General features: G+C 30.8%; 13 protein-coding genes. All 13 read left to right on the forward strand.

Going from position 1 to position 15,446, the window contains the following annotated elements:
- Positions 1-61 precede the first annotated feature (61 nt).
- Positions 62-781 (forward strand): UMP kinase, encoded by a 720-nt coding sequence (gene pyrH / locus HPRAE_RS04875; RefSeq protein WP_014553131.1) that lies wholly within the window; start codon positions 62-64, stop codon positions 779-781.
- 25 nt (positions 782-806) lie between these two features.
- Positions 807-1,364: a ribosome recycling factor gene (frr, locus tag HPRAE_RS04880; protein ID WP_014553132.1), complete on the forward strand. Its 558-nt coding sequence runs from the start codon at positions 807-809 to the stop codon at positions 1,362-1,364.
- Between the two features lie 3 nt (positions 1,365-1,367).
- On the forward strand, positions 1,368-1,574 hold the full coding sequence (locus HPRAE_RS04885) for a hypothetical protein (RefSeq protein WP_014553133.1): 207 nt from the start codon (positions 1,368-1,370) through the stop codon (positions 1,572-1,574).
- A gap of 51 nt (positions 1,575-1,625) precedes the next feature.
- Entirely contained in the window at positions 1,626-2,345 is a 720-nt protein-coding gene (locus HPRAE_RS04890) for an undecaprenyl pyrophosphate synthase (protein WP_014553134.1), read from the forward strand.
- On the forward strand, positions 2,323-3,147 hold the full coding sequence (locus HPRAE_RS04895) for a phosphatidate cytidylyltransferase (protein WP_014553135.1): 825 nt from the start codon (positions 2,323-2,325) through the stop codon (positions 3,145-3,147). The genes HPRAE_RS04890 and HPRAE_RS04895 overlap by 23 nt, the downstream gene beginning before the upstream one ends.
- Positions 3,148-3,152: 5 nt before the next feature.
- The gene (ytvI, locus tag HPRAE_RS04900; RefSeq protein ID WP_014553136.1) at positions 3,153-4,214 is read left to right on the forward strand and encodes a sporulation integral membrane protein YtvI; all 1,062 of its coding nucleotides are present in this window, start codon (positions 3,153-3,155) and stop codon (positions 4,212-4,214) included.
- A 24-nt stretch (positions 4,215-4,238) separates the two neighbouring features.
- Positions 4,239-5,387 (forward strand): 1-deoxy-D-xylulose-5-phosphate reductoisomerase, encoded by a 1,149-nt coding sequence (locus HPRAE_RS04905; RefSeq protein WP_014553137.1) that lies wholly within the window; start codon positions 4,239-4,241, stop codon positions 5,385-5,387.
- Positions 5,378-6,451 (forward strand): RIP metalloprotease RseP, encoded by a 1,074-nt coding sequence (gene rseP, locus HPRAE_RS04910; protein ID WP_014553138.1) that lies wholly within the window; start codon positions 5,378-5,380, stop codon positions 6,449-6,451. Before HPRAE_RS04905 ends, rseP begins: the two co-directional genes overlap by 10 nt.
- A gap of 59 nt (positions 6,452-6,510) precedes the next feature.
- Positions 6,511-7,563, forward strand: coding sequence for a flavodoxin-dependent (E)-4-hydroxy-3-methylbut-2-enyl-diphosphate synthase (gene ispG, locus HPRAE_RS04915; RefSeq protein WP_014553139.1), 1,053 nt, complete (start codon positions 6,511-6,513; stop codon positions 7,561-7,563).
- 53 nt (positions 7,564-7,616) lie between these two features.
- On the forward strand, positions 7,617-9,323 hold the full coding sequence (locus tag HPRAE_RS04920) for a proline--tRNA ligase (protein ID WP_014553140.1): 1,707 nt from the start codon (positions 7,617-7,619) through the stop codon (positions 9,321-9,323).
- A gap of 31 nt (positions 9,324-9,354) precedes the next feature.
- Positions 9,355-13,569 (forward strand): PolC-type DNA polymerase III, encoded by a 4,215-nt coding sequence (locus HPRAE_RS04925; RefSeq protein WP_014553141.1) that lies wholly within the window; start codon positions 9,355-9,357, stop codon positions 13,567-13,569.
- Between the two features lie 145 nt (positions 13,570-13,714).
- Positions 13,715-14,182, forward strand: coding sequence for a ribosome maturation factor RimP (locus HPRAE_RS04930; protein WP_014553142.1), 468 nt, complete (start codon positions 13,715-13,717; stop codon positions 14,180-14,182).
- An 18-nt stretch (positions 14,183-14,200) separates the two neighbouring features.
- Positions 14,201-15,427, forward strand: a complete 1,227-nt coding sequence (gene nusA / locus HPRAE_RS04935) for a transcription termination factor NusA (protein WP_014553143.1) — start codon at positions 14,201-14,203, stop codon at positions 15,425-15,427.
- Positions 15,428-15,446: the final 19 nt, after the last annotated feature.

A 15,446-nucleotide genomic window follows, 5' to 3' on the forward strand; every position in this document is an offset into this window, starting at 1 on the left:
CTTTGAAAAAAGGAATTAGCTAAAAATTGAAGAATAATACTTAATGGAGGTTAATTATATAATGACAGATAAACCAGTTTATTCAAGGATACTACTTAAGATCAGTGGGGAGGCACTTGCAGGCGATAATGGTTTTGGTATTGATCCCCAAATGATTAAAAAAATTGCTTCTGAAATAAGTGATGTTGTAAAAACTACAAATGTAGAGATGGCAGTTGTAGTTGGTGGGGGCAATATTTTTAGAGGTATAGCTGGCAGTGCTAAAGGTATGGATCGAGGAACAGCTGATTATATGGGAATGCTAGCAACTGTAATTAATGCTTTAGCTTTACAAGATGCAATCGAAAAATTGGATATTGAAACCAGAGTTCAGTCTGCTATTGAAATGCGTCAAATTGCAGAACCATATATTAGAAGAAGAGCAATTAGACATTTAGAAAAAGGAAGAGTGGTTATTTTTGCTGCTGGTACTGGTAATCCATTTTTCTCAACAGATACTACTGCAGCTTTAAGAGCAGCAGAAATTTCTGCTGATGCAATTTTAATGGCTAAAAATGTTGATGGTATCTATGATTCTGACCCTTCAGTGAATGAGAAAGCAAAAAAACACAAAAGTTTATCTTATATTGATTTATTAAACAATTCTTTAAGAGTTATGGACTTTACTGCTGTTTCACTTTGTATGGATAATAAAATTCCTTTAAAAGTTTTTGCAGTAAAAAAAGAAGGTAATATTAAAAGAGTATTACTTGGTGAAGACATTGGGACATCTGTTAATTAATAATTTGATTTAAGGGGGAAAATTTATGTTTAGAGAAGTAATGAATGAAACAGAAAAGAAAATGGAAAAAGGGTTAGAAAAAACCAAAGAAGATTTAAATACTATTAGAACTGGTCGAGCTAGACCATCATTAGTTCAAAATATTAAAGCAAACAACTATGGAGTGGCTACTCCAATCCAACAAATGGCCAAAGTGTTTGCTCCAGAAGCAAGACAAATTGTAATTGAGCCTTGGGATAAAAATAATATTGAAACAATTGAAAAAGCAATTATGCAAGAAAACTTAGGTTTAACTCCCAGTAATGATGGAAGTGTAATTAGAATTAATATCCCTCAATTAACTGAAGAGAGAAGAAAAGAATTAGTTAAAATTTTACATGAAAAAGCTGAAAAAGGAAGAATAGCTATTCGCGCTATTAGAAGAGAAGCAAATGAGGAATTAGAATTATTAGAAGATGAAGGTGAAATTTCTGAAGATAATATGCATCGTGGTTTAGAAAATGTACAGGAATTAACTGATGAGTATATTGATAAACTAGATCAAATTGTTAAGAAAAAAGAAGAAGAGATTATGGAAGTTTAGTAGATGGAAGCTACTGAATTTTTGGCTTCTCCACTTACAGAAACTTTAGCTTATTTTAAAGAAAATAAATTGAAATATAAGCTAAAAGAAATTAAACCTCCATTTGAGACTAAGTTTTTATCTGAAAATGATAAACCAAAGCGTGTGTTAAAAATTGAAAGAAAAAATAATTTTTATTTAATAACCTGGTCTTTTCAATATAATAGCTAATTTATACCCCCTTTTATAGGGGGTAATTAATTAATTGGAAGGGATGATTTAATGAATACACCCAAAAGCATTGCAATAATTATGGATGGAAATGGCCGTTGGGCAGAAAAAAGAAATAAAAGTCGGAGTGCTGGTCATAAAGAGGGTGTTAAAGCTCTAAAACGGATAGTCAAAGCAGCAGTAGATTTAAAATTAGAATCATTGACTGTTTATGCTTTTTCTACCGAAAATTGGAAAAGGCCGAAAGCTGAAGTTAATTTTTTACTAACTTTAATGAAAAGAGCAATGAAAAATGAAGTAGAAGAACTGCTCGCAAATGGTGTCCAGATAAATTTTATTGGACGCAAAGATACACTTTCTAAAAACTTAATTAAAGAAATAGAAAATATAGAAAAAAAATCTGCTACAAATAACAAATTGACTTTAAATATTGCCTTTAATTACGGTGGGCGAGCTGAAATAATTGATGCAGCTCGAAATTTAGCTAAAGCTTATAAAGAAAATAAATTAGACTTAAATCAAATTGATGAAAAAGGATTCTCTAATTATTTATATAATAAGAATTTAAAAGATGTAGAGTTATTAATTAGAACTGGAGGAGAGCTTCGTCTAAGTAATTTTCTTTTATGGCAGTCTGCTTATGCAGAGTTACATTTTGTTGATAAATTTTGGCCTGATTTTTATGCTGAAGATTTAAAAGAAGCGATTAAAATTTTTAGTCAGAGAACAAGAAGGTTCGGCGGTTTAAATGATGGTGATCAGAATGCTTAGAAAAAGAGTGATTAGTGCAATTATAGGTATTTTATTATTAATATTTTTAGTTTTTTCTGGTTCACTACCATTTTTTATAACAGTTAGTATTATTACAATTTTAGCTATTAGAGAATATAGCAGAATGCTAGAAATAAAGTCTAATTTATTACGATTATTACTTGCTTTAGCTTCTGTTTTGATCGTTTTTAATGCTTATTTACTTTCTAATAATTATAATTTTTTACCACATGGTCTTATATTTTTTCTAATTATATTTATACTTTATATTTATAATTTATATAATTATCAAGAGCAGAAATTTATTCATAATATAAGTTATCAACTTTTTTCTATAATTTATATTGGAGGCGGTTTGTCTTTTGCTGTTTTTTTAAGAGATATTAACCAAGGACCTTTTGTCAATACATTGGCTCTTTGGTTTGTTTTAATTGCAACTTGGATTACTGATTCAGGTGCATATTTTGTTGGTAAAAAATATGGTAAAAAATCAATGGCTCCGATTATAAGTCCGAATAAAACAGTAGCTGGAGCGGTTGGAGGAATTTTAACAACTGCTGCCTTTATTATAATTGTATCTGTTTCTTTAAATGTCTTTAATCTTTATTATTTAATTTTTGCTTTTTCTTTTCCTGTTATTGCAATTATGGGAGATTTATTTGAATCTTGTATTAAGCGCTATTTTAAGGTTAAAGATACTGGAACTATTATTCCAGGTCATGGTGGGATTTTAGATCGCTTTGATAGTTTTATTTTTACAGCACCATTTACATATTATTTTATAACTATTTTATTGGGGTGAATTAAATGAAAATAAACAAATGGTATATTAAGTATTTTTTAACTTTTCTCTTTTTATTATTAAGTTTAGTTATGTTAAAACATGTGTTTATTTATTTCACTCCTTTTATTATTGCAGCAGTCATAGCTAGTTTAATTAATCCCGTTGTAGATTATTTTAATAAAAAAATACCAATTCATCGTGGCTTTATTGTAATTATAGTTCTCATTCTAGTTGTAGTTATTTTAGTAACTATGATTATTATTGGTGGTGCTCAAGGTTATTTAGAATTAAATAGATTGCTGCGCAATTTGCCTGATTATCGTTCAATTGATAGTCAAATTAAATGGTTATCTGTTCAAAATCAACAATTAGAAACTTTAATTCAAAATTGGGAAGTTTCAGATGCAGTTCGAGATGCAATTAATAGCAACTTACAACTTTTATATAATGGAATTCGTGATACTCTAATTTCTGTTATAAATTCAATTTTAGAATTTTTAACTAAATTACCAAGTGTTTTTATGATTCTCTTTATTGCTTTTATTGGAACCTTCTTTATTAGTAGAGATCGTGATAAAATTAAAGAATTTTTAGTTAATATTTTTCCGCTGGCTATCCAACCTAAAATAGCTAATGTTTTTACCCAACTAAACAGTTCTGCTGTAGGCTATATTAGAGCTATGTTGATTTTGATTACAATTAGTGGTATAGTGGCTGGTATCGGGGTCAAATTGCTTGGTAATCAATATGCTTTAATTGTAGGAGTAACGGCTGCCGTTTTAGATTTAATTCCTATTATTGGGCCAGCTTTATTATTTTATCCTTGGATAATAGTATCAATTATTTTTGGTAACTTTTCCCAAGCTTTTAGTCTTTTTATTCTTCATTTATTTTTAGCTGGAATTCGTTCAGCCTCTGAGGGTAAAATTATGGGGAAAAGTCTTGGCTTACATCCCCTTGCTACAATGATCGCTCTTTTTTCTGGATATAGAATTTTAGGGGCAATTGGTTTTGTTGTTGGACCGACTTTTTTGGTATTAATTAAAGCAATCGTTGATTCTGACTTAATAGATATTAAAAACTAATTGAGAAATTTTGAGGTGAAATTTATGAAAGAAATAACAATCCTTGGTTCCACAGGTTCAATTGGGACTCAAACTTTAGCAGTAATAGATAAATTAGATGATTGGAAAGTTAAAGGGCTAACAGTTTATCAAAATATTGATTTATTAGCTAAACAAATAAAAAAATACCAACCAGAATTTGTAGTAGTCGTTGATGAACAGGCTGCTTCTTCTTTAAAAAATAATTTAAATACTAAAAAAACGAAAATTTTAAGTGGTAAAGAGAATTTAAAAACTGCTGCTGCTGAGAATGTAGATATTTTATTAAATGCTATTGTGGGTTTTGCTGGCTTAGAACCATCGATAGCTGCAGCCAAAGCAGCTAATGACATCGCTTTAGCAAATAAAGAAAGTCTAGTTAGTGGTGGGCCAATTTTAACAGAATTGGTTAAAGAAAAAGGAATTAAATTACTTCCAGTTGATAGTGAACATAATGCTATTTTTCAATTATTACAAGGACATGCAAAAGAATTGAAGGAAATTATTTTAACTGCTTCTGGGGGACCTTTCTTTGCTTATTCTAAATCAGAACTAGAAAAAGTGGGGGTTGAAGATGCTTTAAATCATCCTAATTGGGAAATGGGTAGTAAAATTACTATTGATTCAGCTTCTTTAATGAATAAAGGCTTAGAAGTGATAGAAGCTCACTGGTTATTTGATTGTCCATATGAAAAAATCAAGGTTTTGGTGCATCCTCAAAGCATTGTTCATTCTATGATTAGACTTCTTGATGGAACAATACTTGCAGAGATGGGGCCAGCAGATATGAAATTACCTATTAATTATTGTTTAAATTATCCTCAGCGAAAAGCAAGTTTTGAAAACGATTTAAAACTTGATCAAATCACTGCTTTAGAATTTTTTAAAGCAGATACAGAAAAATTTCCTAATCTAAAATATGCTTATACAGCTGGTAAAGCAGGAGGAACTTTTCCAGCAGTTTTAAATGCTGCTAACGAAATTGCAGTTTATAGTTTTCTGAAAGGAAAAATACCATTTTTAGCTATTAGTCAGGTTGTTGCAGCAGTTCTAGATCAGCATCAAAATATTAGTCAACCGAATTTAGAAGCAATATTAAGATCTGACCAAGAAGCTAGACGCTTAGCGCTGGAGGTTATTAAAGAATGGTTTTAACTATTGTTTCCTTTATAATTGTTTTAGGTCTCTTAGTTTTTATTCACGAATTTGGTCATTATATTACAGCTAAGAAATCTGATATAATGGTCACGGAATTTGCGCTTGGTTTTGGTCCAAAATTAATTTCCAAAAAAGTTGGAGAAACAGTATATTCAATTAGATCTATACCTTTAGGTGGTTTTTGTAATATGGTCGGTGAATTTCCAGCCGATGAATCAATGCCAGAGGCAGAAAGAAAAGTTTATGAAAAAGCCAAAGCAGCAGGAAGACTTTTTAATCAAAAGTCAGCCTTTAAACGCTTAGCTGTTATTCTAATGGGGCCAATTATGAATTTTTTATTGGCTACTTTAATTTTTATTTTGGCTTTTATAGCAGTAGGAGTACCAACTGCTACTACTCAAAATGCAATTCTAGGTCAAGTTATACCAGAACAACCAGCTGCTCAAGCAGGATTAAGAGCAAATGATAAAATAATATCAATTAATGGTCAAGAAATTAACAGTTGGGAACAAATGTCCCAGCTGATTCAAAAAAATGCTGAAAAAGAAATTAGCCTGCAATATGAGAGGAATAATAAAATTAAAAAAGTTAATTTAACTCCTATTTTTAGTCAAAACAGTGAAAAAGGAGTAATTGGAATTTATCCTCAATTAGTTAGAGAAAAAGTTTCTTTTGCTAAATCAATTAAATTAGGCTTAAAACAAAGTTATCAAGTTTTTATAATGACAATTCAAGGTTTTATGCAGATGTTTAAAGATAGTTCAGCTGAGGATATTGGTGGTCCAATAATGATAGCTTCAATTATCGGTAGAGCTGCTAGAGTCGGCCTGATTAACGTTTTAAATTGGACCGCAATTATTAGTATTAATTTAGGAATTATTAATTTAATACCTTTTCCAGCTTTAGATGGAGGTAGAATACTCTTTATTTTAATTGAAATGATTCGGGGGAAAGCGGTAGATCCCAAAAAAGAAAATTATGTTCATTTAATTGGCTTTGCAATTTTAATAGTCTTAATGATCTTTATTATTTATAATGATTTAATGCGAACTTTATTTTAAAGTGAAATTAAGCAATTAGTTAAATAATAATTTTTATTTAAAATAGATAGAGGTGAATTATGTATAATAGAAGGAAAAGCAAAACTGTTTACTTTTCTAAACAACCGGTAGGTGGAAACTCTTTAATTTCCATTCAATCAATGTGTAATACCAAAACTGAAAATATTAAAGCTACTGTTGCCCAAATCAAAGAATTGGAAGCAGTTGGTTGTGAGATTATTCGAGTTGCTATTCCTAATAAAAAAGCAGCTGCAGCTATTCCAGCAATAAAAAAAGAAATTAAGATTCCTCTAGTAGCAGATATTCATTTTGATTATCGCTTAGCCTTAATGGCTGTTGCTAATGGAATTGATGCTTTGCGAATTAATCCTGGTAATATTGGTAATGAAAAAAGAGTTAAAGAAGTGGCTTTAGCTTGTAAAGAAAAAAAAATTCCCATTCGAGTTGGCAGCAATTCTGGTTCACTTGCCAAAGAATTATTAAAAAAACATGGTGGTCCAACTGCAGAAGCAATGGTTGAGAGTGCCTTAAAAAATATTAAAATTTTAGAAGCGAATGATTTTTATGATATAGTAATTTCTCTTAAATCAAGTCATATTCCAGCAACAATTAAAGCTTATCAATTAATGGCTAAAAAAGTTGATTATCCTTTCCATATTGGTATAACTGAAGCGGGAACACCTGGGAGAGGAACTATTAAATCAGCAGCAGGTATTGCTGCTCTTTTAACCCAAGGTCTTGGAGATACTTTAAGAATTTCTTTGACTGGTTCTCCAGTTCAAGAAGTTAAAGCTGCTTGGCAAATATTAAAATCACTTGAATTAAGAAAAAAAGGAGTTAATATTATTTCTTGTCCTACCTGTGGCCGGACTAATATTGATTTAATTTCTTTAGCAGAGAAAGTAGAAAAAGAATTAAGGGGACTTGACAAAGATATTACAGTTGCAGTCATGGGCTGTGCAGTTAATGGGCCTGGTGAAGCAAAAGAAGCTGATATTGGGATTGCAGGTGGTCAAGACTCAGGCTTGATTTTTAAGTCAGGAAAAATAATTAAAAAAGTTGAAGAAGATAAACTTTTATCAGAGCTTTTAAAAGAGATTAACAAACTATAAAATTTTATATAAACTAAAAATATATTTAAAGATTAGTAATAGGAGTGATTTAAATGAGAATGTCAAAATTATATTTACCTACTTTAAAAGAAGATCCAGCTGAAGCCGATGTTATTAGTCATCAGCTAATGTTAAGAGCTGGGATGATGAGAAAACATGCTTCTGGTATTTATTCATATTTACCACTGGGCTATAAAGTGATTAAAAAAATAGAAAAAATAGCTAGAAAACATATGGATAATAGTGAAGCCCAAGAAGTATTATTGCCAATTATGCAGGATTCTCAGATCTGGAAAGATTCTAAGCGTTGGGATAAATTTGGTCCTTTAATGATTAAATTTAATGATCGTAAAAATAGAGAATTTTGTTTAGGACCAACTCACGAAGAAGTTGTAACTGATCTTGTAAGAGATGAGGTTCGTTCTTATAAAGATTTACCTTTAAATTTATATCAAATCCAAACTAAAGTTAGAGATGAAATTAGACCTCGTTTTGGTGTAATGAGAGGGCGAGAATTTATTATGAAAGATGCTTATAGTTTAGATATTGATTCTGCTGGCTTAGATAAAAGTTATCAGGCAATGTATGATGCCTATGAAAAAATATTTGCTGAATGTGGATTAGAAGCTGTTTCAGTTGAGGCAGATACTGGAGCCATGGGAGGTAAAGACTCACACGAATTTATGGTTTTAGCTGACTCTGGTGAAGATGAAATTGCTTTCTGTAATGATTGTAATTATGCAGCAAATGTAGAAAGAGCTACTTCTCAAAAAGTTGGTATTGATTTTGAGATAGAATCTGATTTTGAAAAAATACAGACACCTCAAATCAAAACAATTAGTGAATTAGAAGACTATTTAGAAGTGCCAGCAGCTAAAATGATTAAAGCAGTTGCTATGGTTGCAGATGGTGAAGCTGTTTTAGCTTTAGTTTCTGGTGAAGATGAATTAAATGAAATTAAATTAACTAACTATCTACAAGCAAATGAATTAAGAGCTGCTGAAGCAGAAGAATTTGAAGAATTATTTAATAGTGTTCCAGGCTTTATTGGACCGATAAATTTAACTGAAGTTAGAATTATCGCTGACCAAAGACTAAAAAATATGTCAGGAGCTATTGTTGGTGCTAATGAAGAAGACTATCATTTTAAAAATGTTAAAGTAAAAAGAGATTTTGAAGTAGAAGCATTTGCTGATTTACGTTCAGTTAAGAGTGGAGAGCGCTGTCCTAAATGTGAAAAAGGTAAATTGGATATTAAAGCTGGAATTGAAGTCGGACATATTTTTAAATTAGGAACTAAATATAGTGAAAATATGGATGCTAATTATCTTGATGAAAATGGAAAAGCTCAGCCAATTGTAATGGGAAGTTATGGGATTGGAATTACTCGTCTAGTTGCAGCAGCTATTGAACAAAATAATGACCAATATGGAATTAAATGGCCTAAAGCTATTGCTCCTTATCAAATTATTATTCTTCCTTTAGGTAATGATGATGAGGTACAGACTAAATCTGAAGCGATATATCAAGACTTAAAAGCTAAAGGGTGGGAAGTTTTAATTGATGATCGAAAAGAAAGAGCTGGAGTTAAGTTTAATGACTCGGAATTAATCGGAATTCCTCTGCGTCTAACAATCGGTTCTCGTTCTCTAAAAAATGGTGTTGTAGAAGCTATGACTAGAGAAAATAATATGAAAACAGAAATTGAATTAGAACAGTTAGAAACTAAAATAGAAGCTTTATTTGCTGGAATTGCTTAAGCTTTAGTTTTTCATTTGGAAGGAGTATTTAATGACAAAAGCAATTACTATAAGAGAAAACAATGCTTTATATAAATATTTAATTTGTGATCAAAAAGAAAATATTATTTATTGTATTACAAATAAAAGTAATAGTGAAGATATAAAAAATGAAATAAGGAATAAACTTTCTCTTATAGAAAATAATTTTCAAATAGAAATTATTTCTGACTTAAATTTAAAAGAAGAATTATTTTTAATTTGGCCCCAATTAATTAATGATTTTGAAAGATATTTTTCTTTTACTAATAATTGGTTAAAAAGAGCCCAATTATTTTTAGAAAATCAGGAACTGAAGATTAAAGTTGAAACAAAAATGGCACAAAAAAAATTAGCTCAACCAAAAGTAATTAATTTTTTAGAAAATAATATAGCTAAATATTTAAAAGAAATAAAAAAAGTAAGTGTTCATAACGGTGATTTTTTACCAGAAATAAAAAGCAAAACTGATCCCAGCAAATTTAAGCAGAGATCTGAAAGAACAGCTCCTCCTTCTAATAATAATTATTCAAATGGAGGAACTCGTTCGTCTAAGCGGAAGCGTAAAAAAAATAAAGATCGTTATGGTAGAGTAATCAGAGGTCAGAAAACTCATGCTTTAGTTGATTTAAATACCGAAATACCCTCTGTTATAGTTGAAGCAGAATTATTTGATATTGATGTTCGCCAAACTCGTAAAGGTAGTTATCTTTATATTTTGAAAATTACTGATTATGATAGCTCAATTTCTGCTAAATGTTTTTCTGATGAAAAGGATGATTTTTTAGATAGTTTAAATAAAGGTCAATATCTTAAAATAAGAGGTAAAGTAACTTTTGATCCTTATAGTAAAGAATGGGGAATTATGTTTAATGATTTAAATCCTCTTAAGCAGGAAAAAAGAAAAGATGAAGCAGAAAAAAAGAGGGTAGAACTACATTTGCACACTCAAATGAGTGCTATGGACTCTGTGCTTAATGTAAAAGATGTGGTTAAAAGAGCTGGAGATTGGGGACATAAAGCACTTGCTATTACTGATCACGGAGTAGTTCAGGCTTTTCCAGATGCTTATGCAGCTGGTGAAAAACATGGAGTCAAAATAATTTATGGAGTAGAAGCTTATTTGGTTGATGACGGAGAACCAATAATCCATAATCCATATTCAGCTTCTTTAGCAGAAACTGAATTTATTGTTTTTGATCTAGAAACCACAGGTTTAAATCCCTCTCAGCATGAGATAATAGAGATTGGAGCTGTTAAATATCAAGGTGGTAAAAAAATAGCTGAATTTGAATCATTTATTAATCCTGGAGTGCGAATCCCAGCTAAAATCACTGAAATTACAGGAATTAATGATCGGATGGTTAAAAATGCTCCAGGTTTAGAAAAAGTAATTAATGATTTTATTGAATTTGCAGGAACTGGAGTTTTAGTAGCTCATAATGCTGATTTTGATTATGGTTTTATTAGAACAGCACTTGAAAAATTAGAAATTGAAAAAGACGATTATACTGTCCTTGACACCTTAGGACTTTCAAGAGCAGTTGTTAAAGATAGTAAAAATCATAAATTAAATACTTTGGCCAAATATTTTGGTGTTGATTTAGAAAATCATCATCGTGCTTTAGATGATGCTAATGCTACAGCAGAAGTTTTAGCTAAGCTTTTAGAATTAATAAAAGATGACGGATGTCATAATCTAAATAAAATTAATGATTATATTTCTAAAATAGATTGGAAAGACTTAAGACCTTTTCATGCTGTAATTTTAGCTGAGAACAAAAAAGGGTTAAAAAATCTTTATCAACTAATTTCTATTTCTCATTTAAATAATTTTTATAAAAAACCAAGGATTTTAAAAAGTGTTCTGCTCCAGCATAGAGAAGGATTAATCATTGGCTCTGCTTGTGAAGCAGGACAAATTTATAAAGCTTTTGTTAATAATAAACCACGAAGTGAAATTAAAAAGATTGCTAAACTATATGATTATTTAGAATTACAGCCTTTAGGTAATAATCAATTTTTAATTCCAGCCAAGGTGAACTCTAAAGATGATTTAAAAGAGATAAATAAAAAAATATATAAATTAGGACAAGAACTTGATAAACCTGTAGTTGCAACTACAGATGCTCATTTTTTGGATCCTAAAGACAGTATTTTTCGAGAAATTTTACAGACTGGTCAGGGCTTTAATGATGCTGATCAACAACCACCAATTTATTATAGAACTACAAATGAAATGTTATCTGAATTTGCATATTTTGGTAAAAAAATAGCAAAAGAAATTGTAATTGATAACCCAAACCAAATTGCAGATCGAATTGAAAAAATAAAACCGATTCCAGATGGACTTTTTACTCCTGAAATTGAAGGTGCTGAAGCAGAAATTAGAGAGATGTCATATAATCGAGCCCATAAATTTTATGGAGAAAAATTGCCCCAACTGGTTATTGATCGTTTGGAGAAAGAACTTTCTTCAATTATTGAAAATGGTTTTGCAGTTATTTATTTAATTGCCCATAAACTAGTTAAAAAATCATTAGAAGATGGCTATTTAGTAGGTTCACGAGGATCAGTTGGATCTTCGTTTGTAGCAACAATGACCGAAATAACTGAGGTTAATCCACTACCTCCACATTATCGTTGCCCTAAGTGTTCTAAGCATGAGTTTATTACGGATGGCTCAATTGGAACTGGGGTGGATTTACCAGATAAGAAATGTCCTGATTGTGGAACTGAATATATTAAAGACGGTTTTGATATACCTTTTGAAGTTTTTATGGGGTTTAAGGGAGATAAAGTTCCGGATATTGATTTAAACTTTTCTGGTGAATACCAAGGCAAAATTCACAAATATACAGAAGAATTTTTTGGTAGAGACTATGTTTATAAAGCAGGTACTATTTCGACCATTGCTGATCGAACAGCTTTTGGCTTTGTTAAAAATTACCTTGATGAAAAAGGAATGGATGTTAAAAGAGCAGAAATTGATCGTTTAGTTGCTGGTTGTACTGGAGTTCGTCGGACTACTGGTCAGCATCCAGGTGGTTTAATGATTGTTCCTAAATCAAATAGTATTTTTGATTTTAGTCCAATTCAGCATCCTGCCAATGATCAAGATACAGATATTAGAACAACTCATTTTGATTATCATTCCATTAGTGGTCGTATTTTAAAATTAGATTTACTGGGGCATGATGATCCAACTTCTTTAAGGCTTTTGCAGGATATGACAGGAATAGAACCAAAGGATATTCCGCTTGATGACCCAGATACAATGAGTATTTTTTCAAGTACAGATATATTGGAAGTTGAGGCTGATTTATTAGGTACTGATATAGGTACTTTAGGTATCCCAGAATTTGGAACTTCTTTTGTTCAGCAAATGCTTAGAGATACTAGGCCAACAACTTTTGCTGAATTAGTCCGAATTAGTGGTCTTTCTCATGGGACTGATGTCTGGATTAATAATGCTCAAAGTTTAATTAGAAATGGCAAAGCTGAATTAGCAGAAGTTATTTCTGTAAGAGATGATATTATGAATTACCTTTTACAAAAAGGTGTAGAACCATCTCAAGCTTTCTGGATTATGGAACATGTGCGTAAAGGTAAAGGTCTAACAGCTGAAGAAGAAGAGGCGATGAGGGAAAACCAGGTGCCAAATTGGTATATTGATTCTTGTAAAAAGATTAAATATATGTTTCCAAAGGCACATGCTGCAGCTTATGTAACAATGGCTTATCGGATTGCATATTTTAAAGTTCATTATCCAGCTGCTTTTTATACTGCTTATTTTTCTATTAAAGCAGGAGATTTTGATGCTCAGCTAGCTTGTAATGGCCGCCAGGTTGTTATTGATAAAATTGAAGAGCTGGAGGCTTTAGGAAATGATATGACTGCTAAAGAAAGTGGAACTCTTACTGTTTTAAGAATTGTACTGGAAGCTATGATGCGTGGTATAGAGTTTATGCCAGTTGACATTTATGAGTCAGCAGCAAATCATTTTATTAAAAAAGAAGAAAATAAACTTTTAGCCCCTTTAATTAGTTTACAGGGGCTTGGTGGCAGTGCAGCTGAAAGTGTAGTCGTTGAGAGACAAAAGTCAGACTTCACTTCAATAGAAGAGCTATCAAATCGAACTTCACTGACTTCAACTGTAATTGAAATCTTGAGAGAACATGGATCTCTAGCTGGAATGCCAGAACGAAATCAACTCTCTTTATTTTAAAACTTGCAACTCTAAAAAAGCTATGATAGAATTATAAAGGAAAGAGTTCTGATAAATACTATTGTTGATTTTAGGAGTGGGGATGTCTTCCCACTCTTTTATTATAGTTTAAGTAAATTAAAAATTAAATATTTGAGAAAGTGGGGTGTTTTATTTGGGAAAAGTTGCTGAAACAGTAACAGATTTTGTGCTTCCAATTGCCCAGAGTGAAAATCTTAATTTGATTGATGTTGAATTTTTAAAAGAAGGTAGTGATTGGATACTGCGAATTTTTTTAGAAAATAAAAATGGTGAATTAACAATAGAAGAATGTGAAAAAGTAAGTAGATCTTTAAGTATGATTTTAGATGAAGAAGATCCAATTGATAAAAGTTATATTTTAGAAGTTTCTTCACCAGGTTTAGAAAGACCCCTTAAAACTGAAGAGGATTTTGAACGTTTTAAGGGAGAACTAATAGCAGTTAAAACTTTTAAAAAAATTGAAGGACAAAAAGAATTTGTAGGAATCTTAAAAGATTTTAATGTTGATAAAATAACTTTAGAAATTGATAATAATAAATTAGAAATTGATTATAGCTTAGTTGCAAGAGCTAATTTGACTTTTGAAATTTAAAATTAAGGGGGGAATAACATGAATATAGAATTCATTCAGGCCCTGGATGATATAGAAAAAGATAAAGGTATTTCTAAAGAAGTATTATTAGATGCTATAGAAACAGCTTTAGTTTCTGCTTATAAAAAAGATTTTGGTTCTAAAGATAATGTTAGAATAGAAATTTCTGCAGAAGCAGGAGAAGTAAAAGTCTTTTCCCGTAAAGAAGTTGTAGAAGAAGTAGAAAATAAAAATAGCGAAATATCTTTAATTGAAGCTGAAAATATTGATAGTAAATATACTATTGGAGACATTGTAGAGATTGAGGTTACTCCAGCTAATTTTGGCCGGATTGCAGCTCAAACTGCTAAACAAGTAGTTATGCAGCGAATCAGAGAGGCTGAAAGAGATGTTATTTTTGATCAATATAAAGAAAAAGAAGATGAACTAATAACAGGTACCATCCAGCGTTTTCATAATGATAATATCTTAATTGATATGGGTAAGACAGAAGCTTTATTACCACCTTCTGAACAAATTGCTGGTGAAAGATATGAAATTGGAGAAAGAATTAAACTTTATGTAGTTGAAGTAAGTACAACTAATAAGGGACCTCGTATTTTAGTCTCTAGAACTCATCCTGGATTATTAAAAAGACTTTTTGAAATTGAAGTTCCAGAAATTTTCCAAGGACTTGTAGAAATAAAAGAAGTAGCTAGAGAAGCTGGCCAAAGATCTAAAATGGCTGTTAGTAGTACAGAAAAGCAGGTTGATCCTGTTGGTTCCTGTGTTGGACCAAAAGGAATGAGAGTTCAGGCAGTTGTAGATCAATTAAATAATGAAAAAATTGATATTGTTAAATGGGATGAAGATCCAGAAGTATTTGTTGCTAATGCTTTAAATCCCGCTGAAGTAATTAGTGTTGATATTAACAAATCAGAAAAAATTGCTAGAGTAGTTGTTCCAGATTTCCAACTTTCGCTTGCTATTGGTAAAGAAGGACAGAATGCACGTCTTGCTGCTAAATTAACAGGCTGGAAAGTTGATATAAAAAAAGAATCTGAAATTGAAGCAGAGATCGAAAAAAAGAAAATTGAAAAAAATGCTTCTGAGCTTGCTAAAAGTTTAGATAAGTTTGAAGAAAACATTGAAGCAGAAATGGAAACAGATAATTTAGAAGCAGCTGAAAAAGTAAATGAAAATTTAATTGACAAGATGGAAAATGATTTAGATGAACAGACAGAAGATCTTGAAAATCTTGATTAATAATACTAACTATTAATTA

It is taken from the genome of Halanaerobium praevalens DSM 2228 (assembly GCF_000165465.1).
Taxonomy (GTDB): Bacteria; Bacillota; Halanaerobiia; order Halanaerobiales; family Halanaerobiaceae; genus Halanaerobium; species Halanaerobium praevalens.

Coding starts and splice junctions, on each gene's coding strand:
- pyrH (WP_014553131.1), top strand. CDS start 62: ATGACAGATAAACCAGTTTATTCAAGGATACTACTTAAGATCAGTGGG.
- frr (WP_014553132.1), top strand. CDS start 807: ATGTTTAGAGAAGTAATGAATGAAACAGAAAAGAAAATGGAAAAAGGG.
- HPRAE_RS04885 (WP_014553133.1), top strand. CDS start 1,368: ATGGAAGCTACTGAATTTTTGGCTTCTCCACTTACAGAAACTTTAGCT.
- HPRAE_RS04890 (WP_014553134.1), top strand. CDS start 1,626: ATGAATACACCCAAAAGCATTGCAATAATTATGGATGGAAATGGCCGT.
- HPRAE_RS04895 (WP_014553135.1), top strand. CDS start 2,323: ATGATGGTGATCAGAATGCTTAGAAAAAGAGTGATTAGTGCAATTATA.
- ytvI (WP_014553136.1), top strand. CDS start 3,153: ATGAAAATAAACAAATGGTATATTAAGTATTTTTTAACTTTTCTCTTT.
- HPRAE_RS04905 (WP_014553137.1), top strand. CDS start 4,239: ATGAAAGAAATAACAATCCTTGGTTCCACAGGTTCAATTGGGACTCAA.
- rseP (WP_014553138.1), top strand. CDS start 5,378: ATGGTTTTAACTATTGTTTCCTTTATAATTGTTTTAGGTCTCTTAGTT.
- ispG (WP_014553139.1), top strand. CDS start 6,511: ATGTATAATAGAAGGAAAAGCAAAACTGTTTACTTTTCTAAACAACCG.
- HPRAE_RS04920 (WP_014553140.1), top strand. CDS start 7,617: ATGAGAATGTCAAAATTATATTTACCTACTTTAAAAGAAGATCCAGCT.
- HPRAE_RS04925 (WP_014553141.1), top strand. CDS start 9,355: ATGACAAAAGCAATTACTATAAGAGAAAACAATGCTTTATATAAATAT.
- nusA (WP_014553143.1), top strand. CDS start 14,201: ATGAATATAGAATTCATTCAGGCCCTGGATGATATAGAAAAAGATAAA.